We start from the raw sequence: 22,650 nt of genomic DNA, 5'->3' as shown, positions 1-22,650 counted from the left end.
TCACGCAAGCCCCGTGGTCAGGTCGATGCTCTGGCCTTCGGCCAGCTGCACCATCGCCTTCTTCCAGTCCGAACGCTGGCCAGGCCGGCCCTTGAAGCGCTTGGTCTTGCCCTTCACCACCAGCGTGTTCACCGCCAGCACCTTCACGCCGAACAGGCCTTCGACCGCCGCCTTGATCTCCGGCTTGGAGGCCGAGAGCGGCACGCGGAAGACCACCTGGTTCTTCTCGGAAAGCGCGGTCGCCTTCTCCGTCACCAGCGGCGCAAGGATGGTCTGGTACTGCTGCTCCTTGGAGAGCAGCGGCCGTGCGGTCGTCGCGCTCATGCCAGCCGCTCCTTCAGCGCCTCGAGGCCGGCGCGGGTCACGGCCAGCACGTCATGGTTCAGGATGTCGTAGACATTGGCGCCGATGGTCGGCAGCACGTGCATATGCGGCAGGTTGCCGATGGCGCGGCCGAAGCCTTCCTCCACCGCGGCATCCACCACCAGCGCGCTGCTCCAGCCAAGCGCCTTGAGCTGCTTCGCCACCGCCGAGGTCTTCGCCGTCCCGCCGGCCGTCGCCGCCTCCAGCACCACCAGCTTGCCCTCGGCCGCCTTCTGGCTGAGCGCGCTGATGAGGCCGAGCCGCCGCACCTTCTTGTTCAGCGAATAGCCATGGTCGCGCACCACCGGGCCATGCACCGCGCCGCCCGTGCGGAATTGCGGCGCCCGCAGCGAGCCCTGACGGGCATTGCCCGTGCCCTTCTGCCGGTATGGCTTCTTGGTGGTGCCGGAGACTTCGCCCATCCCCTTCACCTTGTGGGTGCCCGCCCGCCGCTTGGCGAGCTGCCAGTGCACGACGCGCGCCATGATATCGGCGCGCGGCTGCGCCGCGAACAGCGCCTCCGGCAGCTCGATCTCACCAGCCGAGCCGTTATCCAGCGTGATGACCGGAACCTGCATCGTCATTGGTCCTTAGGCGTCCGCGGCCGGCGCAGCCGGCGCGTCAGAAGAGAGGCCGGCCGGGAAAGGCGCATCGGCATGGCGCGCGCGCTTGATGGCGTCGCGCACCAACACGTAAGCTCCCTTGGCCCCAGGCACTGCGCCCTTCACCAGCAGCAGCCCCTTGTCGAGATCGTAACCGGCGATCTCGAGATTCTGCGTGGTGACGCGCTCCACACCCAGGTGGCCGGCCATCTTCTTGTTCTTGAAGGTCTTGCCCGGATCCTGGCGGTTGCCGGTGGAGCCGTGCGAACGGTGGCTGATCGAGACGCCGTGCGAGGCCTCGAGACCAGCGAAGTTCCAGCGCTTCATCGCGCCCGCGAAGCCCTTGCCCTGGGTGACGCCGGTGACGTCCACCTTCTGGCCCTTCACGAAATGCGTGGCCGAGAGCTTCGCGCCCGGATCGAGCGCGGCATCGGCGCCGACGCGGAATTCCACCAGCTTCTTCGGCGCCTCGACGCCGGCCTTGGCGAAGTGGCCGCGATTGGCCTTGGTGACGTTCTTCGGCTTGGCGCGGCCGATGCCGAGCTGGACGGCGTCATAGCCATCCTTCTCCGCGCTGCGGCGCGCGATCACCCGCACCTCATCCAGGTGGAGCACGGTGACAGGCACGGTGCTGCCATCCTCGTTGAAGAGGCGGGTCATCCCCAGCTTCTTGGCGATCAGCCCGGTGCGCCCGGTCTTGGCCGACATGATACGCTACTCCTGCGGGCGATCAGAGCTTGATCTCGACGTCCACACCCGCGGCCAGGTCGAGCTTCATCAGCGCGTCCACGGTCTGCGGCGTGGGATCGACGATATCCAGCAGCCGGCGATGCGTCCGGATCTCGAACTGCTCGCGGCTCTTCTTATCGACATGCGGGGAGCGGTTCACGGTGAACCGCTCGATCTCGGTCGGCAGCGGGATCGGCCCGCGCACCCGTGCGCCGGTCCGCTTCGCGGTGTTGACGATCTCCCGCGTGCTGCCATCGAGCACGCGGTGATCGAACGCCTTGAGGCGGATCCGGATATTCTGGCTGTCCATGGTGTGCGGGTCCGCGCCTTACTTCACGATCTTGGCGACGACGCCGGCGCCGACGGTGCGGCCGCCCTCGCGGATGGCGAAGCGCAGCCCCTCATCCATGGCGATCGGCGCGATCAGCTCCACGTCCATCGTCACATTGTCGCCCGGCATCACCATCTCGACGCCCTCGGGCAGCTTCACGATGCCCGTCACATCCGTGGTCCGGAAATAGAACTGCGGCCGGTAGTTGGTGAAGAACGGCGTGTGCCGCCCACCCTCCTCCTTCGTCAGGATGTACGCCTCCGCCTTGAAGCCGGTATGCGGCGTGATCGAGCCGGGCTTCGCCAGCACCTGCCCGCGCTCCACATCCTCCCGCTTCGTGCCGCGCAGCAGCACGCCGATATTGTCGCCCGCCTGGCCCTGGTCCAGCAGCTTGCGGAACATCTCGACCCCGGTCACCACCGTCTTCGCGGTGTCCTTCAGACCGACGATCTCGACTTCCTCGCCCACCTTCACGATGCCGCGCTCGACACGGCCGGTCACCACCGTGCCACGGCCCGAGATCGAGAACACGTCCTCGATCGGCATCAGGAAGGGGCGGTCGATCGGCCGCTCCGGCTGCGGGATGTACTCATCCACCGCCGCCATCAGCTGCAGCACCGCCTGCTCGCCGATCTCTGGCGTCTTGTCCTCCAGCGCCGCCAGCGCCGAGCCCTTGATCACCGGAATATCGTCGCCCGGGAACTGGTAGGAGGACAGCAGCTCGCGCACCTCCATCTCCACCAGCTCGACCAGGTCCGGGTCGGCCATGTCCATCTTGTTCAGGAACACCACCAGCGCCGGCACGCCCACCTGCCGCGCCAGCAGGATGTGCTCCCGCGTCTGCGGCATCGGCCCGTCCGCCGCCGACACCACCAGGATCGCGCCGTCCATCTGCGCCGCGCCGGTGATCATGTTCTTCACGTAGTCGGCGTGGCCAGGGCAGTCCACATGCGCGTAGTGCCGGTTCGTCGTCTCGTACTCGACATGCGCCGTCGAGATCGTGATCCCGCGCGCCTTCTCCTCCGGCGCCTTGTCGATCTGATCATACGCCGTGAACGTCGCGCCGCCGGTCTTCGCCAGAACCTTGGTGATCGCCGCCGTCAGCGACGTCTTCCCATGGTCCACATGCCCGATCGTCCCGATGTTGCAGTGCGGCTTGTTCCGCTCAAACTTCGCCTTCGCCATTGTCGTCGTTCCCGATCGGCTAGCGTTACCAACGATAATGGCTGAAGGCCTTGTTCGCCTCCGCCATCCGGTGCGTGTCCTCGCGCTTCTTCACGGCGGCGCCGCGGTTGTTCGCCGCGTCCTGCAGCTCGCCGGAAAGGCGCTCTTCCATCGTATTCTCGCCGCGCTTGCGCGCGCTCTCGATCAGCCAGCGGATCGCCAGGGCCTGGCGCCGCTCCGGCCGCACTTCCACCGGCACCTGGTAGGTGGCGCCGCCGACACGGCGGCTGCGCACCTCCACGGCCGGCTTCACATTATCCATCGCCTCATGGAACAGGCGCAGCGGGTCGCCATTCGGGCCGACGCGGCGCTTCAGCGCATCCATGGCGGCATAGACGATCCGCTCGGCGGTGCTCTTCTTGCCGTCATACATCAGCACGTTCATGAAACGGCTGAGCACGATATCGCCGAATTTCGGATCCGGCAGGACCTCGCGCTTCTGCGCGCTATGGCGGCGGGACATCTCGTCCTCTCCTTACTTCGGCCGCTTCGCGCCGTAGAGCGAACGGCGCTGACGGCGCTTGGCGATGCCCTGGGTGTCGAGCACGCCACGGAGAATGTGGTAGCGCACGCCCGGCAGGTCCTTCACGCGGCCGCCGCGGATCAGCACCACGGAGTGTTCCTGCAGGTTGTGGCCTTCACCCGGGATGTAGCTCACCACCTCGTAGCCATTGGTCAGCCGCACCTTGGCGACCTTGCGGAGCGCCGAGTTCGGCTTCTTCGGCGTGGTGGTGTAGACGCGGGTGCAGACGCCGCGCTTCTGCGGGCAGCCCTGCAGCGCGGGCACCTTGTTCCGCTTCGCGTTCGGCTCGCGCCCCTGGGCGATGAGCTGGTTGATCGTCGGCATGACGCCCCTTCGCAAAACTTCCCCGGCCCCGGGACGCCAAAAGCCGAATGCCCGCAAGGCGAGCTTCACGCTCCCCTGCAGGCGCCCCGACCCGCTGCCGGCCTCAGCAAACCCCGGAAGCGGGGCCGCGGCGCCGGCTGCGCAGCGTTGTAGGACCAAATCCCGGCACGGCCCGCGCATTGCGCCCGGCCTTGCCAAGGGCGGGCTTACTACGCGTGCCCCCACCGGGAGTCAAGCGCGCCGAGCCCCCCCGCCCGCGCTTTCCCCGCAATGCATGAAAAAGGCCGGGCCCCTTGCGGAGCCCGGCCTGCTTCATTGCGGCATCAGGCGGCCTATTCGGCCGCCTGGCGCCCTTCCGGCTCGGGCAGGCTCGGCTGGCCGGAAGGCAGGCGGCTGCGGTCGCGCTGCGCCGCCAGGGCGCGCAGCCGGTTCATGACGGAGCCCGTGCCCGCCGGGATCAGCCGCCCGACGATGACGTTCTCCTTCAGCCCCGCCAGCGTATCGACCTTGCCCGCCGTCGCCGCCTCGGTCAGCACCCGCGTCGTCTCCTGGAAGGAGGCGGCGGAGATGAAGGAGGTGGTCTGCAGCGAGGCCTTGGTGATGCCCTGCAGCACCGGCTCGGCCCGCGCCGGCCGCTCCTTCGCCGCGATGCGCTTCTCGTTCTCGATCTCGAACTCGATGCGATCCACCTGCTCCCCGATCAGGTAGGTGGTGTCGCCCGGATCGAGGATCTCGACCTTCTGCAGCATCTGCCGGACGATGACCTCGATGTGCTTGTCGTTGATCTTCACGCCCTGCAGCCGATAGACGTCCTGGATCTCGTTGACGAGGTAGTTCGCCAACGCCTCCACGCCCAGCACCCGCAGGATGTCGTGCGGCACGCGCGGACCATCGACCAGCGGATCGCCGGCCTTCACATAGTCGCCTTCCTGCACCGAGACGTGCTTGCCCTTCGGCACCAGGTATTCGCGCGGCACCGGCGGCTCGTCGCCCACCTGCTCCGGCACCACGACGATGCGGCGCTTCGCCTTGTAGTCCTTGCCGAACTCCACGCGGCCGTCGATCTCGCTGATGATCGCATGGTCCTTCGGCCGCCGCGCCTCGAACAGCTCCGCGACGCGCGGCAGACCGCCGGTGATGTCGCGGGTCTTCGAGCTTTCGCGCGGCAGGCGCGCCAGCACGTCACCCGCCTGCACCCGGCCACCATTCTCGACATTGAGCACCGAGGCCGGCTGCAGGAAGTACTGCTGGGTCTGGCCATCCTCCGAACGCAGCAGCAGGCGCGGCCGGAGATTGGCGTTCTTCGCCTTGTCGACCGGCTCGCGCACCACCTTCGAGGACAGGCCCGTGACCGGGTCGGTCTCCTCGTAGAGGGTCACGCCCTCGATCAGGTCGGCGAATTCCAGGGTGCCGGCCCGCTCGGTGATGATCGGCAGGGTGAAGGGGTCCCACTCAGCCAGCTTCTGGCCGCGAGTGACCGCCGCGCCCTCCTCGGTCAGCAGCCTTGCGCCATAGGGCACACGGTAGCGCGCACGCTCGCGGCCCTGGGCGTCGCTCAGGATGATCTCACAATTGCGGCTCATCACCACCGGCGCGCCGGCGCTGTTGGCGACCACGTTGCGGTTGGCGATCTTCACCGTGCCGTCGGAGGTGGCCTCCACTGCCGATTGCTCGGCGCCGCGCTGCGCCGCACCGCCGATATGGAAGGTGCGCATGGTGAGCTGCGTGCCCGGCTCGCCGATCGACTGCGCGGCGATGACGCCCACCGCCTCGCCGGCATTCACCGGCGTGCCGCGCGCCAGGTCGCGGCCATAGCAATGGGCGCAAACGCCGGACCGGCTGTCGCAGGTCAGCACCGAGCGGATATAGACCTCCTCGACGCCGGCCTTCTCCACCTGCTCCGCATCGGATTCCTCGATCAGGTGGTTGCGCGGCACGAGGACCTCGCCATTCGCCGGGTCGAGGATCTCGCGCTGCGCCGTGCGGCCCAGGATGCGTTCGGAGAGGGAGGAGATCACCTCGCCCCCATCCATCACCGCACGCACGGTGATGCCGCGCTCCGTCCCGCAATCATTCTCGACGATGATGCAGTCCTGCGCCACATCGACCAGACGCCGCGTGAGGTAGCCGGAATTCGCCGTCTTCAACGCCGTATCCGCCAGCCCCTTGCGGGCGCCGTGGGTGGAGTTGAAGTATTCCAGGACGGTCAGGCCTTCCTTGAAGCAGTTGATGATCGGCTGCTCGATGATCTCGCCGCTCGGCTTCGCCATCAGGCCGCGCATGCCGGCAAGCTGACGCATCTGGGCGGGCGACCCACGCGCGCCGGAATGCGACATCATCCAGACGGAATTCGTCGCCTTCCCGACCTCCTGCTTGGAGATCTCCTTCATCATCGCCTGCGCCACCTCCTCGGTGCAGCGCGACCAGGCATCGACCACCTTGTTGTAGCGCTCGCCGGCGGTGATGAGGCCATCGAGGTATTGCTGCTCGAACTCCTTCACCTCCGCCTTGGTGCGGCCGATCATCTCCGGCTTGCTCTCCGGGATCACCATGTCGTCCTTGCCGAAGGAGATGCCGGCCTTCGCCGCCTGGCGGAAGCCGAGACCCATCAGCCGGTCGGCGAAGATCACGCTCTCCTTCTGGCCGCAGTGGCGGTACACCGCGTCGATGACGTCGGAGACGTTCTTCTTGGTGAGCTGCCGGTTCACCAGGCTGAAGGGCAGGTTCGGGTGCAGCGGCAGGAGCTGCGCGATCATGACGCGGCCCGGCGTCGTCACCACCCGCTCGCGGATGACGTTGCCGTCCCTGTCCATCGCCTTCCGCCGGAAGCGGATCTTGGTGTGCAGCTTGATGGCGCCGGCCTGCAGCGCCTGCTCCAGCTCGCCCATCTCGGAGAAGGCGGGCGCCTCCTCATCCTTGGACTCGCGGAATTCCGGCGTCTCCAGCGTCAGGTAGTAGATGCCGAGGACGATGTCCTGGCTCGGCACGATGATCGGCTTGCCATTGGCCGGGCTGAGGATGTTGTTGGTGGACATCATCAGCACGCGCGCTTCGAGCTGCGCTTCCAGGCTGAGCGGCACATGCACCGCCATCTGGTCGCCATCGAAGTCGGCATTGAAGGCGGTGCAGACCAGCGGGTGAAGCTGGATCGCCTTGCCTTCCACCAGCACCGGCTCGAAAGCCTGGATGCCGAGGCGGTGCAGCGTCGGCGCCCGGTTCAGCATGACCGGATGCTCGCGGATCACCTCCTCGAGGATGTCCCAGACCTCCGGCCGCTCCTTCTCCACCATCCGCTTTGCGGCCTTGATGGTGGTGGCGTGGCCGTACTTCTCGAGCTTCGAGTAGATGAAGGGCTTGAACAGCTCAAGCGCCATCTTCTTCGGCAGCCCGCACTGGTGCAGCTTCATCTCCGGCCCGACCACGATGACCGAGCGGCCGGAATAGTCGACGCGCTTGCCGAGCAGGTTCTGCCGGAACCGGCCCTGCTTGCCCTTCAGCATGTCGGAGAGCGACTTCAGCGGCCGCTTGTTGGCGCCGGTGATGGCGCGGCCGCGGCGGCCATTGTCGAACAGCGCGTCCACCGCCTCCTGCAGCATGCGCTTCTCGTTGCGGACGATGATGTCCGGCGCGCGCAGCTCGATCAGCCGCTTCAGCCGGTTGTTCCGGTTGATGACGCGGCGATACAGGTCGTTCAGGTCGGAGGTCGCGAAACGGCCGCCATCCAGCGGCACCAGCGGCCGCAGCTCCGGCGGGATGACCGGGATCACGCCCAGGATCATCCATTCCGGCCGCGCGCCGCTCTCGGCGAAGGCCTCGATCAGCTTCAGCCGCTTCACCAGCTTCTTGCGCTTCGCCTCGGAGGTCGTCTCCTTCAGCTCCGCCCGCAGCCGCACCGCTTCCTTGGCACAGTCGATGCCGGTGAGCATCTGCTTCACCGCCTCGGCGCCGATGCCCACGCTGAAGGCATCCTCGCCGAACTCATCCATCTTCGCCTGGTACTGCTCCTCGGTGAGGAGCTGGTGCAGCTTCAGGTCGGTCAGCCCCGGCTCCAGCACCACATAGCTTTCGAAGTAGAGGACCTTCTCCAGCTCCTTCAGCGACATGTCGACCATCAGGCCGACGCGCGAGGGCAGCGACTTCATGAACCAGATATGCGCCACCGGCGAGGCGAGCTCGATATGCCCCATCCGCTCGCGCCGCACCTTGGCCAGGGTGACCTCGACGCCGCACTTCTCGCAGATGATGCCGCGGAACTTCATCCGCTTGTACTTGCCGCAGAGGCACTCGTAGTCCTTGATCGGGCCGAAGATGCGGGCGCAGAACAGCCCGTCCCGCTCCGGCTTGAAGGTGCGGTAGTTGATCGTCTCCGGCTTCTTGATCTCGCCATAGGACCAGGAGCGGATCTGCTCCGGCGAGGCGATCTGGATCTTGATCTGGTCGAAGGTCAGCGCCTGGCCGGTCTGGCCCAGGATCTTCATCAGCTCGTTCATGCGGCCTTCCTCGGGGTCGGGCCGCCGCGCCCGAACGGGGGCGCGGCCGCGAGTGGTTCAAACAGGGGCGGCAGCCGCCTTAGCTGCCGCGAGTCTCCAGATCGACATTGAGGCCGAGCGACTTCAGCTCCTTCACCAGGACGTTGAAGCTCTCCGGGATGCCGGCCTCGAAATTGTCCTGGTCGCGGACGATCGCCTCATAGACCTTGGTGCGGCCGGAGACGTCGTCGGACTTCACCGTCAGCATTTCCTGCAGCGTGTAGGCGGCGCCATAGGCTTCCAGCGCCCAGACCTCCATTTCGCCGAAGCGCTGGCCGCCGAACTGCGCCTTGCCGCCCAGCGGCTGCTGGGTGACGAGCGAGTAGGGGCCGATGGAGCGGGCGTGGATCTTGTCGTCCACCAGATGGTGCAGCTTCAGCATGTAGATGATGCCGACCGTCACCTTGCGCTCGAACACCTCGCCGGTGCGGCCATCGGTCAGCCACATCTGGCCGGAGAGGTCGAGCCCCGCCCGGTCCAGCATGCCCTCGATGTCCGACATCCGCGCGCCGTCGAAGACCGGCGTGGCGATCGGGATGCCTTTCTTCAGGTTCTCCGACAGCTCGATGAGCTGGTCGTCATTCATCGGCGCGATCTGCTCGTTGAAGACCTGCTCGCCATAGACCTCGCGCAGGCGTTCCAGCAGCTCCTCGCGCATCGCGCCAGTGCGGCGGTATTCCTCCACCAGCTCGCCGACCTGGCGGCCGAGATTGGCGCAGGCCCAGCCGAGATGCGTCTCGAGGATCTGCCCGACATTCATGCGCGACGGCACGCCGAGCGGGTTCAGCACCAGATCGACCGAAGTGCCGTCCTCGAGGAACGGCATGTCCTCCACCGGCACGACGCGGGAGACCACGCCCTTGTTGCCGTGGCGGCCAGCCATCTTGTCGCCCGGCTGCAGCTTCCGCTTCACCGCGACGAAGACCTTCACCATCTTCATCACGCCGGGCGGCAGCTCGTCGCCGCGCTGCAGCTTCTCCACCTTGGACTCGAAGCGCTTCTGCAGCTTCTCCACCGCGGCGTCGAATTCCCGCTTCAGCGCCTCGATCTCTGCCATCGCCGCATCGTCCTGCACGCCGATCTGGCGCCAGGTCGCCTTGGCGAATTGGTCCAGCACCTCATCGGTGATGACCGTGCCGGCCTTCACACCCTTGAAGCCGCCGCTGGCCTTGCGGTTCAGCAGCCGCTCCCTGAGGCGGGAGTGGAAGCTGCGCTCCTGGATTGCCTTCTCGTCGTCGCGGTCCTTGGCCAGCCGCTCGATCTCGGCGCGCTCGATCGCCATCGCGCGCTCATCCTTGTCCACGCCCCGGCGGGCGAAGACGCGGACATCGACGATGGTGCCGGCGACACCCGGCGGCAGGCGCAGCGAGGTGTCGCGCACATCGGAGGCCTTCTCGCCGAAGATGGCGCGGAGCAGCTTCTCCTCCGGCGTCATCGGGCTCTCGCCCTTCGGCGTCACCTTGCCGACGAGGATGTCGCCCGGCTGCACCTCGGCGCCGATATAGACGATCCCCGCCTCGTCGAGGTTGCGCAGCGCTTCCTCGCCGACATTCGGGATGTCGCGGGTGATCTCTTCCTGGCCCAGCTTGGTGTCGCGGGCCATCACCTCGAATTCCTCGATATGGATCGAGGTGAAGACGTCGTCCTTGGCGATCCGCTCGGAGATCAGGATCGAGTCCTCGAAATTATAGCCGTTCCACGGCATGAAGGCGACGAGGACGTTCCGCCCCAGCGCCAGCTCGCCGAGCTCGGTCGAGGGCCCGTCGGCGATGATGTCGCCGGCCAGCACCTGATCGCCCACCTTCACCAGCGGGCGCTGGTTGATGCAGGTGGACTGGTTGGAGCGCTGGAATTTCCGCAGCCGGTAGATGTCGACGCCGCGCGTCGTGCCGTCCTCCCCGGTCGCCCGCACCACGATGCGCGCGCCGTCGATGCTGTCGATCACGCCGTCCCGCCGCGCCACGATGGTCGCGCCGGAATCCCGTGCCACCGCGGATTCCATGCCGGTGCCCACCAGCGGCGCATCGGCCCGCACCAGCGGCACCGCCTGGCGCTGCATGTTGGAGCCCATGAGCGCGCGGTTGGCGTCGTCGTTCTCCAGGAACGGAATGAGCGCCGCCGCCACCGAGACGAGCTGCTTCGGCGAGACGTCGATGGCGGTGACCTCTTCCGGCTTCACCAGCCGGAAATCGCCGCCCTGGCGCACGCTCACCAGCTCCGACTTGAACTCGCCGGTCTCGGCATCGACCTCGGCATCCGCCTGGGCGACCACCAGCCGCTCCTCCTCCATGGCGGAGAGGTAGCGCGGCTCGCCGACGATCTTGCCGTCCCGCACCAGGCGGTAGGGCGTCTCGATGAAGCCGTACTTGTTCACCTTGGCGAAGGTCGCCAGCGAGTTGATCAGGCCGATATTCGGCCCTTCCGGCGTCTCGATCGGGCAGATGCGGCCGTAATGCGTCGGGTGCACGTCGCGCACCTCGAAGCCCGCGCGCTCGCGGGTCAGACCGCCCGGACCCAGCGCCGAGAGGCGGCGCTTATGCGTCACCTCGGAGAGCGGGTTGGTCTGGTCCATGAACTGGCTGAGCTGCGAGGAGCCGAAGAACTCCCGCACCGCCGCTGCCGCCGGCTTCGCATTGATCAGGTCATGCGGCATGACGGTGTCGATATCGACCGACCCCATGCGCTCCTTGATCGCGCGCTCCATGCGCAGCAGGCCGACGCGGTACTGGTTCTCCATCAGCTCGCCGACCGAGCGCACCCGGCGATTGCCGAGATTGTCGATGTCGTCGATCTGGCCGCGGCCATCCTTCAGGTCCAGCAGCACGCGCAGCGTGGCGATGATGTCCTGCTTGCGCAGCACCCGGATGGTGTCCGGCACTTCCTCGGCGGAGAAGCCGAGGCGCATGTTCATCTTCACCCGCCCGACCGAGGAGAGGTCGTAGCGCTCGGAATCGAAGAACAGCCCGCGGAACAGCGTCTCCGCGGTCTCCGGCGTCGGCGGCTCGCCCGGGCGCATCACCCGGTAGATGTCCATCAGCGCCTCGTCGCGGTTGGTGTTCTTGTCCACCGCCAGCGTGTTGCGCATCCAGGGCCCGGTCTGCTGGTCGATGGCCAGCGTCGGCAGCCGCTCAAGGCCGACCTGCTCGATCAGGGCGAGCTTCACCTCGGTCAGCTCCTCGCCCGCCTCGGCCCAGATCTCGCCGGTGGTCATGTCCACCAGATCCTCGGCGACGTAGCGGCCGAGCAGATCCATGCGGCCGACCAGCACCTCCGTGGTGCCGCCCTCGGCGATCTTCCGCGCCGCGCGCGGCGTCAGCTTCACATCCTTCTCGGCGACGACGGCGCCGGTCTTGGCGTCGATCAGCGGCTCGGAGAGCTTGACGCCGCGGAAGGCGTCGGGGTCGAAGGGGCGCGACCAGCCATTGGCGCTGCGGGTGAAGGCGACCTGGCCGTAGAACTGGTTGAGGATCTCCTCGGCATCCATGCCGCGGACCTCGTTCAGCTCCAGGTTCGCCCCCTTCTCGGCGCGCAGCGCCTCGGTCCGCGCGGAATCCAGCGCCAGCAGCAGCGTGCTCGCCGGCAGCTTCCGCTTGCGGTCGATGCGGACATAGCAGATGTCCTTGGCGTCGAATTCGAAGTCGAGCCAGGAGCCGCGATAGGGGATGACGCGGGCGGCGAAGAGATACTTGCCGCTGCTGTGCGTCTTGCCCTTGTCGTGGTCGAAGAACACGCCGGGGGAGCGGTGCATCTGGGAGACGATGACGCGCTCGGTGCCGTTGATGATGAAGGTGCCGTTGTCCGTCATGAGCGGCATGTCGCCCATGTAGACATCCTGCTCCTTGATGTCGCGGACGGAACGGCTGCCCGTGTCCTCATCCACGTCCCAGACGATCAGCCTGAGCCGCACCTTCAGCGGCGCGGCGAAGGTCAGGCCACGCTGGATGCACTCCTCGACGTCGTATTTCGGCTCTTCCAGCTCGTACTGGACGAATTCCAGCCGGCCGCGGCCGGCGAAATCATCGATCGGGAAGACCGACTTGAAAACTTCCTGCAGCCCGGTATGGGTGCGCGCATCCGGATTGACCTCCATCTGCAGGAAGGCCTCGTAGGAGGCGCGCTGCACATCGATGAGGTTCGGCATCGGCGCGACTTCGGGCAGCCGCCCGAAGCTCTTGCGGATCCGCTTGCGCCCGGTGAACGACTTCGTGATAGCGTTCATGCCTGTCCCGTGTCCCTCTCGCCCCGGCTAACCGCCCGGCGTCTTCCGAACTGTCGTCCGCCAACCCTTTCCCGTCCGGCCGGAACAACCCGGCGGGGCGAAGAAACGGCGGTACGGGCGGCAACCCAGGGGGTTCCCGCCCGTACCTGACCCAAACTGTACCGGCCCCGGCGACGGACGCCCGGGACCGGCGAGGCGACGAGGCCTGACCTGGCCGGGCCCCTTACTTAACCTCTACGGTCGCCCCGTTGTCCTCGAGCACCTTCTTGATCTTGGCGGCCTCGTCCTTCGAGACAGCCTCCTTCACGGTCTTCGGCGCGCCCTCGACCAGGTCCTTGGCCTCCTTCAGGCCCAGGCCGGTGATGGTGCGGATTTCCTTGATGATGTTGATCTTCTTGTCGCCGGCCGCGGCCAGGATGACGGTGAACTCCGTCTGCTCCTCGGCCGGGGCGGCCGCCGCGGCACCGCCGCCAGCCGCCGGCGCCGCCGCCACCGCGACCGGAGCCGCGGCAGAGACGCCCCATTTTTCCTCCAGCAGTTTCGAAAGCTCAGCGGCTTCCAGAACGGTCAGGCTGGAGAGCTCCTCGACCAGCTTTGCGAGATCGGCCATGTCTGTGTGTCCTTCGATCTAATGGCTTGGCTTGACTTTTGCAACACCCCGGGGTGGCCCATCCGGCAATTGCCGGGGCCGGGCCATCCCGTTCCTTGTCCGGTCCGTTCGGCTATGCCGCCTCGTCCTTCTTTGCGAAGGCGCTGAACACCCGTGCCAGCTGCGAGCCAGGGGCCTGCAGGACGCCCGCGATGCGCGTCGCCGGGGTCTGGAGCAGACCCAGCAGCTGCGCCCGCAGCGTTTCGAGCGAGGGCAGTTCGGCCAGCGCCTTCACCCCGTCGGGGTTCAGCGTCTGGGTCCCGAGTGCCCCGCCCAGGATGACGAACTTGTCGTTACCCCTGGCGAACTCCGTGGCGGTCTTCGCCACCGCCACCGGGTCCTTCGACCACGCAAGCGCGGTCGGGCCCTTCAGCAGCGGCTTGACGCCCTGGAAGCGGGTGCCGTCGAGGGCGAGCATGGCCAGCCGGTTCTTCGCGACCTTGTACGTCGCCCCCGCGCCCCGCATGCGGCGCCGCAGATCGCTCACATCCGCGACCGTCAGACCCTTGTTCTGGGCGACGAGCACGAAGGAGGTATCGGCGAACACCGCGGCGAGGTGGGCGATGAACTCGCGCTTTTCCGTGCGGTCCAAATCCCGTCTCCGTCGGTGGCCAGCGCCTGGTGGAGGGGCGCCGGCCGGTTCACACGGGGGTGCCGGGCCGGGGACCATTCCCCATCACCCGGAACCCCGGTTCGCCTGTCTGAGCCGGACCGCCAAGCCATCAGAACCGCCGGGGCAAGACCCCGGGCGGCGCGTCTTTCTCGGCTTCCCGTCTATCGCTGGCGGGGCGCACCCCCTTAGGGCCCGAAGGCCACCCGCGGTCTCCGACAGGTTTCGGCGGGGCCAAAGCCCCGCCTGCCCGCCACCCCATACGGGGCGGCGTATCTGGTTACGCCGTCGCGCTGAGCGAGGCGATGTCGACCTTCACGCCCGGCCCCATGGTGGAGCTGACGGCGACCTTCTTCACATAGGTACCCTTGGCACCGGTCGGCTTGGCCTTCTGGATGGCGTCCACGAAGGCCCGCGCATTCTCCAGCAGCTTGGCGTCGTCGAAGCTCGCCTTGCCGATGCCGGCATGGACGATGCCGGCCTTCTCGGCGCGGAACTCCACCTGGCCGGCCTTGGCGGCGGTGACGGCGCCCTTCACATCCATCGTCACCGTACCGAGGCGCGGGTTCGGCATCAGCCCGCGCGGGCCGAGGATCTTACCGAGGCGGCCGACGATGCCCATCATGTCGGGCGTCGCGATGCAGCGGTCGAACTCGATCCGGCCTTCCTGCACGGCCGCGGCCAGGTCGTCCGCGCCCACCACGTCGGCACCGGCGGCCAGCGCCTCCTCGGCCTTCGGGCCGCGGGCGAAGACGCCCACGCGCACCGTCTTGCCGGTGCCGTTCGGCAGCCCGACCACGCCGCGCACCATCTGGTCGGCATGGCGCGGGTCGATGCCGAGATTCATCGAAATCTCGATGGTCTCGTCGAATTTCGCCTTGGCATTCGCCTTCACCAGGCTGATCGCCTGCTCCAGCGGCACCACCGCCTCCCGGTCGAGGCCGGCATAGACCGCCTTCAGCCGCTTGCCCTGCTTCGCCATGGCTCAGCCCTCCACCACGGTCAGGCCCATGGCCCGGGCCGAGCCCGCCAGCATGCGCACCGCCGCCTCCTCATCGTTGGCGTTCATGTCCTTCATCTTGATCGCCGCGATCTCGCGGAGCTGGGCCTTGGTCACCCGGCCGACCGAGCCGCCCTTGCCGGGGGTCTGGCTGCCCTTGTCGATCTTCGCCGCCTTCAGCAGGAAGTAGGTGTTGGGCGGGGTCTTGGTGATGAAGGAGAAGGTGCGGTCGGAATAGGCGGTGATGACGACGGGCGTCGGCGTGCCCGGCTCCATCTGCTGCGTCGCCGCGTTGAATTCCTTGACGAATTGCATAATGTTCAGGCCGCGCTGGCCGAGCGCCGGGCCCACGGGCGGGGAGGGGTTGGCCTTGCCCGCCGGAATCTGCAGCTTGATGTAGCCGGTGATCTTCTTCGCCATGACGGCTCCTGGTCCCTGCTGTCAGGGAGGCGCGGTGCCTGCGGCAACGGGGCGATAGCCGCCCCGCCACCTCCCGCGTCCCGGATGAAGTGAGGCGCGGCGTATGGGCGCGCGCGGCACGGCTGTCAAGCGGAATCGTGCCGCCGGGGGCTCGCCCCCGGCACCCTGAGCAGGGGCGCTGCCCCCATCGAACGCATGCGCTCGGTCCCCGCCGTAGAGGGGACCCTCCCCGGACCCCGGTGGGAGTTTCGGATCCGGGGATGCTCCGGCGCGCCCGGGCGCCTCGCTGCCCCGGGATTGGCCTATTGCCGCGCCACGTTGTTGCCGGACCGCCGCGCCAGCATGTTGTAGAGGGCCAGCACGATGACGGCGCCCACCACCGCGCCGATGAAGCCCGCGCCCTCCCCGGCGCGGTACCAGCCTATGGCCTGGCCCAGATAGGTGGCCACCACCGCGCCGACGATGCCGAGCAGGGTGGTGATGATGAAGCCGCCCGGGTCCCGCCCCGGGTGCAGGAAACGCGCTACCAGCCCCGCCAGGAAGCCGATGATGATCGTACCGATGATGCCCATGCCAAAGCCCCTCCGGGGCCCCGGCGCCGATGCCCGGGCCCATCCCGGACAAGGCGGCGACGCCCGGCCCGGTTCCAGCGCCGGTGGCACGAAGGCGCCGCCGCGGCGTTCCATGAGGCAGGCAGCAAGGGAGGAATGGAGCATGAGCGGATCACTGTTCGGTCGCTCCGGCGGGGTGGCCGGGGGGCTTTCGGGTGGGGTGAAGCTCGCGGCCATCGCGCTGCTGGTGCACCAGTTGATGAAGCATGCCCGGTCCGGCGAGGCCGGGGCGGGCCAGGCGGAAGCGCCGGCCGGCGGCGCTGGCACCGGCGGCGGGCTCGGCGACGTCCTCGGCGGGCTGCTGGGCGGCGGCGCGGGGCGCGCGGGGCCGGGCGGGCCGTCCGCCGGCGGCGGCGGGCTCGGCGACGTGCTGGGCGGGCTGCTGGGCGGCGGCGGCGCAGGGCGCGGGGTGCCGGGCGGGCCCTCCGCCGGCGGCGGGCTCGGCGACATCCTGGGCGGGTTGCTCGGCGGCGGCGCCGCGGCGGGTGGGCTGCTGGGCGGGCTGGGTGGGCTGCTCGGCAGCATGCGCGGCCACGGCCTCGGGCAGCAGGTGGATTCCTGGGTGGCGCCCGGCCCGAACGAGCCGGTGAGCCCGGAGGCGCTGCGCCAGGAGCTGGACCCGGAGGCGGTGGAGAATGCAGCGCAGCAGGCGGGGACCGATAGCGGCACCCTGCTGCAGGAGCTGAGCCGGATGCTGCCGGAGATGGTGGACCGGATGACCCCTGGCGGCCAGGTGCCGGCGCGGGAGGAAGAGCTCGGCACCGGCGGCATCGGCGACATCCTGGCGCGGCTCGCGGGTGGCGATCCGCCTCCCGGCCGCTGACCTGCCGGGGCGGCCTGATCATCGGCTGGCCTGAGAACGCGACGGAGCCGGCAGCAGGACCCGCCCGGCGCGGCCCGTCGGTGAGCTAGAGCAAGCTCCGACTAGGTGGAATCACCTGATTGGGGTAATTTGCTCGCCTGAACAAAGAACTAGAGCATTCTCGATCCCCCTTGGTGCATGGAGAATGCTCTAGCGTCCCGATTCCGAAGTCCTGCGGACTTCGGGGACGGGCAGGCCGGGCCGGTGCTAGACCTTCTCGACCTGGTTGTATTCCAGCTCCACCGGGGTGGAGCGGCCGAAGATGGAGACGCTGACCTTCACCCGGCCGCGCTCCTCATCCACCTCCTCCACCGTGCCGTTGAAGCTGGTGAAGGGCCCGTCGGCGACGCGCACCTGCTCGCCCACCTCGAACACCACCGCCGGCTTGCGCGGCTTGTCCACGCCTTCCTTGAGCTGGTTGATGAGGCGCATCGCCTCGCTTTCCGGGATCGGCGTCGGCTTGTTCTTGTTGCCGAGGAAGCCGGTGACCTTCGGCGTGTCCTTCACCAGGTGCCAGGCGTCGTCCGACATCTCCATCTTCACCAGCACATAGCCGGGGAAGAATTTGCGCTCGGCATTCACCTTCTGGCCGCGCCGCACCTCGGTCACCTCCTCGGAGGGGACGAGGATCTCGTCGAAGGACTCGGCCAGGCCCTTCTGGGCGGCCTGTTCCTTGATCTGCTGGGCGATCTTCTTCTCGAAGCCCGAATAGACGTGCACCACGTACCAGCGCTTCTCGGCCATGATCCCGTCCTCCTCAGCCCAGCCCGAACACGCCGCGCATCGCCAGGGCGATGAGCTGATCGACCACCAGGAAGAAGACCGCCGCCAGCGCCGACATGGCCAGCACCAGGCCGGTGGTGATCAGGGTCTCCTTGCGGGTCGGCCAGGTGACCTTGGCCACCTCCGACCGCACGTCCCGGACATACTGCGCGGGATCAAGCTTGGCCAACTCGGTCGATCCTCAGGCTCGGGTGAATCATCCAGCGGGCGGCCGGCCCCATGGCCGCCGCCCCATATTACGCGCCACTACACGCCCCGGCAGGCCAAGGGAAGCCCAGGCGCCGGACCGGCCGGCCGCCGCGCAGGCCCCAGGGGGCGTGCAGGGGGCGTGCCCGGGGGGCCATGCCAAGGGGCCATGGCCGGCGAGCTATGTCCTGGCCGAAAGCCCGGCGGCCCGCCGCAAAGCTCCCGCGGCGCCACCACGCAGCATCCCGAACCGGCGGACCGGCGGAATGGCAGGGGCAGAGGGTCTCGAACCCCCAACCTCCGGTTTTGGAGACCGGCGCTCTAGCCAATTGAGCTATGCCCCTGCGGCGCGGGCGCGCAGAGCGGCCCTATAGGTCAGCGGAACAGGGCTGTCGAGGGGCCGGGCGGCGCCTCGCCCGGCGCCAGGTCCCGCACCACCAGGGTGCGCGCCAGCTTGTCGTGCCAGCCCTGCCGGCGGGAATCCCACAGCATCCAGAGAAAGCCAAGGCAGAGCGGCAGCGCCGAGACGATGTAGCCGAGATAGCGCGCCACCAGCCGGCCGATCGGCACATGCCCGCCATCCTCGGCGGCGACGATGCGCAGGCCCAGCACCCATTTCCCCGGCGTCGCCTGCCGTCCGGCCCAGAAGATCAGCACCACCAGGCCGATGATGACGTTCTGCAGCAGCTCGGACAGCAGCGGCGCCTCGCCGCCGCCGCGCAGCAGGCTGCCCAGCAGCCCCATCGCCAGGGAGAGCGGCAGGGTCCAGAGCACATCGATGAATTGCGCCAGCACCCGGCGCCAGAACCCCGCCAGCACCATCCCGGGCGAGTCCACCGGGCGCGTCCCATAGCTCTGCATGCGGCACTCCCGACTAGAGCATTCTCAATTCCGGCGGAATCGCCGGACGACTCGGAAAATGCGACCAAACGAAGGGCTGGAGCGGGTTTGCCGAGCGCAGGCGAGGAAACCGCTCCAGTGTCCCGATTCCGAAGGCCTGTGGACTTCATTCTCGGGCCACTGGCCTGGCTTTCAGTGGCCTGCTTGTCCGCTGCGTTCGCTGGAAATCCAGCGAACGTCGCGGGCAGGACACTAGCGCCCCGGGACCGCAAGAGGCGGAACGGCAAAAGGGCGGGCCACCTTGCGGCGGCCCGCCCCCTGCCGGCAACCCGAAATCGTTGGCCTTACTTCACGATCTTGGCGACGACGCCGGCGCCGACGGTGCGGCCGCCTTCGCGGATGGCGAAGCGCAGCCCCTCATCCATGGCGATCGGCGCGATCAGCTCCACGTCCATCGTCACATTGTCGCCCGGCATCACCATCTCGACGCCCTCGGGCAGCTTCACGATGCCCGTCACATCCGTGGTCCGGAAATAGAACTGCGGCCGGTAGTTGGTGAAGAACGGCGTGTGCCGCCCACCCTCCTCCTTCGTCAGGATGTACGCCTCCGCCTTGAAGCCGGTATGCGGCGTGATCGAGCCGGGCTTCGCCAGCACCTGCCCGCGCTCCACATCCTCCCGCTTCGTGCCGCGCAGCAGCACGCCGATATTGTCGCCCGCCTGGCCCTGGTCCAGCAGCTTGCGGAACATCTCGACCCCGGTCACCACCGTCTTCGCGGTGTCCTTCAGACCGACGATCTCGACTTCCTCGCCCACCTTCACGATGCCGCGCTCGACACGGCCGGTCACCACCGTGCCACGGCCCGAGATCGAGAACACGTCCTCGATCGGCATCAGGAAGGGGCGGTCGATCGGCCGCTCCGGCTGCGGGATGTACTCATCCACCGCCGCCATCAGCTGCAGCACCGCCTGCTCGCCGATCTCTGGCGTCTTGTCCTCCAGCGCCGCCAGCGCCGAGCCCTTGATCACCGGAATATCGTCGCCCGGGAACTGGTAGGAGGACAGCAGCTCGCGCACCTCCATCTCCACCAGCTCGACCAGGTCCGGGTCGGCCATGTCCATCTTGTTCAGGAACACCACCAGCGCCGGCACGCCCACCTGCCGCGCCAGCAGGATGTGCTCCCGCGTCTGCGGCATCGGCCCGTCCGCCGCCGACACCACCAGGATCGCGCCGTCCATCTGCGCCGCGCCGGTGATCATGTTCTTCACGTAGTCGGCGTGGCCAGGGCAGTCCACATGCGCGTAGTGCCGGTTCGTCGTCTCGTACTCGACATGCGCCGTCGAGATCGTGATCCCGCGCGCCTTCTCCTCCGGCGCCTTGTCGATCTGATCATACGCCGTGAACGTCGCGCCGCCGGTCTTCGCCAGAACCTTGGTGATCGCCGCCGTCAGCGACGTCTTCCCATGGTCCACATGCCCGATCGTCCCGATGTTGCAGTGCGGCTTGTTCCGCTCAAACTTCGCCTTCGCCATCTGTCCGCTACCCCGTTGCCCGCATACCCGTTGCACCGAGCCCGCGCAGGCCAACCCCGGCCTTGCCCCCGGCTGCGCGGCCCGGGCGGCCCGCCGGCTGGAGCGGGTGACGGGAATCGAACCCGCACAACCAGCTTGGAAGGCTGGGGCTCTACCATTGAGCTACACCCGCCCGCGCCAGCACCGCCGCCCCAAGGGAAGACATCCCGGGCCGGAGATATGGAGGGGGTTGGATTCGAACCAACGTAGGCGCGAGCCAACGGATTTACAGTCCGTCCCCTTTAGCCACTCGGGCACCCCTCCGCGGGCCAGGTCGGGCCGGCGAGTGGGGGGGCGCGTACCGGGTCGGCGGTGGGATGTCAATGTGGCCGCGGCGGAATCGCGCCGCGCCGGCGCCGATCCCCGGGGCCGGCCGCCCTGCTCCGCCCGGGCGGAAGGCGCCGCTGCCGTCTCCACCCTGCATGCCGCCTTCCCTCCCCTTTCTGCGCCCCTTTCTGCGCCCCTCTGGCGCCGCCGGGCGGCGACGGGCAATCTCCGCCGCATGCGCCCTTCCCCGCCGCGCCGTCCCGCGCGCCCCCCGGCCCCGGATCGCGCCGCCCCCTCGGGCGGCCCCCCCATGGGTGGCCAAAGGGGAGGCCCCAGGGGAGAAGTCAGGGGAGAGGCCAGAGGAGAACCCAGGGGAGAACCCAGGGGAGAAGCCAGAGGAGAACCCAGGGGAGAACCCAGGGGAGAAGCCAGGGGCGAGTCCGCACCGAAGGAAGGCGGCGTCTGGCTGCACGGGCTGCACCCGGTCGCCGCCGCCCTCGCCAACCCTGCCCGCCGCCTGCGCCGCCTGCTGCTGACGGCGGAGGCGGAGCAGGCCCTCGCCGCCCGTCTGCCGCCGCCCTGGCGCATCGCGCCGGAACGGGCGGAGCGCGCCCGCTTCGCCACCTTCCTGCCGGAGGATGCGGTGCATCAGGGCGCCGCCCTGCTGGTGGAGAAGCTGCCCAACCCGCCGCTGGAGAAGGCCCTGGCGCATCGCGACGGCCCGGTGCTGGTGCTGGACCAGGTGACGGACCCCCGCAATATCGGCGCCATCCTGCGCTCCGCCGCCGCCTTCGGCGCCGCCGCGCTGGTGATGCAGGACCGCCACGCCCCGCCCGAGACCGGCGCCCTGGCCCGCGCCGCCTCCGGCGCGCTGGAGCTGGTGCCGGTGGTGCGGGAGGTGAACCTGGCCCGCGCTATCGAGGCGCTGAAGCAGGCCGGCCTCTGGGTGGTGGGGCTGGAGGGGGCGGCGCCCGTCACCCTGGCCCAGGCCGGCCTGGGCGGCCGCCGGGTGGCGCTGGTGCTGGGCGCGGAGGGCGAGGGCATGCGCCGCCTGACCCGGGAGCATTGCGACGAGCTGGCCCGGCTGCCCATCGCGCCGGAGATGGAAAGCCTGAATGTCAGCGCCGCCGCCGCCGTCGCCCTCTATGAATTGAATCGGGGCTGACCCCGGGGAGGAAAAAAGCCATGTCCGCTGCCCTCGACACCATCCTTGCCGCGCGCCGGGCCAAGGCCGACCTCGCTTTGCCAGGCGATCTGGCGCCGGCGACGCCGGAATCCGGCTACGCCCTGCAATGGGAGGTGGCGAAGGCGCTGGGTGCGGTGCCGCCGGCGGGCTTCAAGATCGGCGCCACCACGCAGCAGATGCAGAAGATCCTGGGGCTGACCGGCCCGGCGGCGGGCTTCGTGCCGGCCGGCAGCGTGAACCCGGATGGCACGGAATTCCGCTTCGCCGGTTTCCGCCAGCCGGGGGTGGAGTGCGAGATCGGGGTACGGCTGGGGCGCGACCTGCCGCCCGGGCCCTGCTCGCCCGAGGCGGCGACCGCGGCGGTGGCGGAGGTATTTCCCGCTATCGAGATCGTCGAGAAGCGCTATGGCGATATGGGCAGGCTGCACGCGCCGACGCTGATCGCCGACCAGGTGTTCCACGCCTCCGGGGTCATCGGCGCGCCCTGCGCGGGGTGGCGGGAGATGGATCTCGGCGCGGTGCGCGGGGAATTCCATGTCGGCGGGAAGGTGGTGGGGGCCGGGCATGGGCGGGACCTGCTGGGTCACCCGATGGCGGCGCTGGCCTGGCTGGCCGGGTCCGGCGCGGCAGAGGTGTTCGGCGGGCTGAAAGCCGGGCAGGTGGTGTGGCTGGGCTCGGTGACGCCGCCGATCTGGCTGGACGGGCCCTGCGCGGTGGAAGCGCGGTTCGAAGGGCTGGGGACGGCGCGGCTGCGCTTCACCTGAAACGAGGCCCTGCGCAAGGACGCCAGCTTCTGCAGCGGGCGTTTGGGGGCGCGGCCC

General features: G+C 68.7%; 21 protein-coding genes and 3 tRNA genes. 3 read left to right on the top strand and 21 right to left on the bottom strand.

All coding sequences use genetic code 11. The features are described 5' to 3' along the window. From E5N76_RS04755 to E5N76_RS04690, 14 genes are all read right to left on the bottom strand, one after another. Nucleotides 1-324, bottom strand: coding sequence for a 50S ribosomal protein L23 (locus tag E5N76_RS04755; RefSeq protein WP_149536164.1), 324 nt, complete (start codon nucleotides 322-324; stop codon nucleotides 1-3). Next, a complete protein-coding gene (rplD, locus tag E5N76_RS04750) occupies nucleotides 321-941 on the bottom strand; it encodes a 50S ribosomal protein L4 (RefSeq protein WP_149536163.1) in 621 nt (206 codons plus the stop codon). Before rplD ends, E5N76_RS04755 begins: the two co-directional genes overlap by 4 nt. Nucleotides 942-953: 12 nt before the next feature. Beyond that, the gene (rplC, locus tag E5N76_RS04745) at nucleotides 954-1,673 is read right to left on the bottom strand and encodes a 50S ribosomal protein L3 (RefSeq protein ID WP_149536162.1); all 720 of its coding nucleotides are present in this window, start codon (nucleotides 1,671-1,673) and stop codon (nucleotides 954-956) included. Between the two features lie 22 nt (nucleotides 1,674-1,695). Then, a complete protein-coding gene (gene rpsJ, locus E5N76_RS04740) occupies nucleotides 1,696-2,004 on the bottom strand; it encodes a 30S ribosomal protein S10 (protein WP_007004401.1) in 309 nt (102 codons plus the stop codon). An 18-nt stretch (nucleotides 2,005-2,022) separates the two neighbouring features. Next, on the bottom strand, nucleotides 2,023-3,210 hold the full coding sequence (gene tuf / locus E5N76_RS04735) for an elongation factor Tu (RefSeq protein ID WP_149536149.1): 1,188 nt from the start codon (nucleotides 3,208-3,210) through the stop codon (nucleotides 2,023-2,025). 25 nt (nucleotides 3,211-3,235) lie between these two features. Next, nucleotides 3,236-3,712, bottom strand: coding sequence for a 30S ribosomal protein S7 (rpsG, locus tag E5N76_RS04730; RefSeq protein WP_149536161.1), 477 nt, complete (start codon nucleotides 3,710-3,712; stop codon nucleotides 3,236-3,238). Between the two features lie 12 nt (nucleotides 3,713-3,724). Then, entirely contained in the window at nucleotides 3,725-4,096 is a 372-nt protein-coding gene (rpsL, locus tag E5N76_RS04725; protein WP_149536160.1) for a 30S ribosomal protein S12, read from the bottom strand. Between the two features lie 332 nt (nucleotides 4,097-4,428). Beyond that, nucleotides 4,429-8,586, bottom strand: a complete 4,158-nt coding sequence (rpoC, locus tag E5N76_RS04720) for a DNA-directed RNA polymerase subunit beta' (RefSeq protein ID WP_149536159.1) — start codon at nucleotides 8,584-8,586, stop codon at nucleotides 4,429-4,431. Nucleotides 8,587-8,665: 79 nt separating this feature from the next. Continuing rightward, nucleotides 8,666-12,844 (bottom strand): DNA-directed RNA polymerase subunit beta, encoded by a 4,179-nt coding sequence (gene rpoB / locus E5N76_RS04715; protein ID WP_149536158.1) that lies wholly within the window; start codon nucleotides 12,842-12,844, stop codon nucleotides 8,666-8,668. A 223-nt stretch (nucleotides 12,845-13,067) separates the two neighbouring features. After that, complete coding sequence (gene rplL, locus E5N76_RS04710) at nucleotides 13,068-13,454, bottom strand: 50S ribosomal protein L7/L12 (protein WP_149536157.1); 387 nt, start codon at nucleotides 13,452-13,454, stop codon at nucleotides 13,068-13,070. 112 nt (nucleotides 13,455-13,566) lie between these two features. Further along, the gene (gene rplJ, locus E5N76_RS04705; protein ID WP_149536156.1) at nucleotides 13,567-14,085 is read right to left on the bottom strand and encodes a 50S ribosomal protein L10; all 519 of its coding nucleotides are present in this window, start codon (nucleotides 14,083-14,085) and stop codon (nucleotides 13,567-13,569) included. 298 nt (nucleotides 14,086-14,383) lie between these two features. Next, nucleotides 14,384-15,085, bottom strand: a complete 702-nt coding sequence (gene rplA / locus E5N76_RS04700; protein ID WP_149536155.1) for a 50S ribosomal protein L1 — start codon at nucleotides 15,083-15,085, stop codon at nucleotides 14,384-14,386. A 3-nt stretch (nucleotides 15,086-15,088) separates the two neighbouring features. After that, nucleotides 15,089-15,523 (bottom strand): 50S ribosomal protein L11, encoded by a 435-nt coding sequence (rplK, locus tag E5N76_RS04695; protein ID WP_149536154.1) that lies wholly within the window; start codon nucleotides 15,521-15,523, stop codon nucleotides 15,089-15,091. Between the two features lie 302 nt (nucleotides 15,524-15,825). Further along, complete coding sequence (locus tag E5N76_RS04690) at nucleotides 15,826-16,095, bottom strand: GlsB/YeaQ/YmgE family stress response membrane protein (protein ID WP_149536153.1); 270 nt, start codon at nucleotides 16,093-16,095, stop codon at nucleotides 15,826-15,828. A 142-nt stretch (nucleotides 16,096-16,237) separates the two neighbouring features. On the opposite strand from E5N76_RS04690, the gene E5N76_RS04685 reads away from it, so the two are divergent. Next, on the top strand, nucleotides 16,238-16,957 hold the full coding sequence (locus tag E5N76_RS04685) for a YidB family protein (RefSeq protein WP_207791888.1): 720 nt from the start codon (nucleotides 16,238-16,240) through the stop codon (nucleotides 16,955-16,957). A 246-nt stretch (nucleotides 16,958-17,203) separates the two neighbouring features. Here E5N76_RS04685 and nusG read toward each other — a convergent pair whose 3' ends face one another. The 7 genes from nusG to E5N76_RS04650 all read right to left on the bottom strand — a co-directional run bounded on the left by nusG (nucleotide 17,204) and on the right by E5N76_RS04650 (nucleotide 20,640). Continuing rightward, nucleotides 17,204-17,740, bottom strand: a complete 537-nt coding sequence (gene nusG / locus E5N76_RS04680) for a transcription termination/antitermination protein NusG (protein ID WP_149536152.1) — start codon at nucleotides 17,738-17,740, stop codon at nucleotides 17,204-17,206. A gap of 13 nt (nucleotides 17,741-17,753) precedes the next feature. Beyond that, nucleotides 17,754-17,948: a preprotein translocase subunit SecE gene (gene secE / locus E5N76_RS04675; RefSeq protein WP_149536151.1), complete on the bottom strand. Its 195-nt coding sequence runs from the start codon at nucleotides 17,946-17,948 to the stop codon at nucleotides 17,754-17,756. 284 nt (nucleotides 17,949-18,232) lie between these two features. Next, nucleotides 18,233-18,309, bottom strand: a tRNA-Trp gene (locus tag E5N76_RS04670). 31 nt (nucleotides 18,310-18,340) lie between these two features. Then, entirely contained in the window at nucleotides 18,341-18,826 is a 486-nt protein-coding gene (locus E5N76_RS04665; RefSeq protein WP_149536150.1) for an RDD family protein, read from the bottom strand. Between the two features lie 323 nt (nucleotides 18,827-19,149). After that, a complete protein-coding gene (tuf, locus tag E5N76_RS04660; RefSeq protein WP_149536149.1) occupies nucleotides 19,150-20,337 on the bottom strand; it encodes an elongation factor Tu in 1,188 nt (395 codons plus the stop codon). 98 nt (nucleotides 20,338-20,435) lie between these two features. After that, nucleotides 20,436-20,509: transfer RNA gene (locus tag E5N76_RS04655), tRNA-Gly, on the bottom strand. 48 nt (nucleotides 20,510-20,557) lie between these two features. Further along, nucleotides 20,558-20,640 (bottom strand) — tRNA-Tyr (locus E5N76_RS04650). A 313-nt stretch (nucleotides 20,641-20,953) separates the two neighbouring features. Here E5N76_RS04650 and E5N76_RS04645 point away from each other — a divergent pair. Both E5N76_RS04645 and E5N76_RS04640 read left to right on the top strand, forming a co-directional pair. Continuing rightward, nucleotides 20,954-21,808, top strand: a complete 855-nt coding sequence (locus E5N76_RS04645) for a TrmH family RNA methyltransferase (protein WP_187829983.1) — start codon at nucleotides 20,954-20,956, stop codon at nucleotides 21,806-21,808. Between the two features lie 20 nt (nucleotides 21,809-21,828). Further along, entirely contained in the window at nucleotides 21,829-22,593 is a 765-nt protein-coding gene (locus E5N76_RS04640; protein WP_149536147.1) for a 2-keto-4-pentenoate hydratase, read from the top strand. Nucleotides 22,594-22,650: the final 57 nt, after the last annotated feature.

This window comes from Siccirubricoccus phaeus (assembly GCF_008360935.1).
GTDB classification, from domain to species: domain Bacteria; phylum Pseudomonadota; class Alphaproteobacteria; order Acetobacterales; family Acetobacteraceae; genus Siccirubricoccus; species Siccirubricoccus phaeus.
The sequence above is the reverse complement of the archived record's forward strand: the minus strand, read 5'-3'. Positions and strand labels throughout refer to the sequence as shown.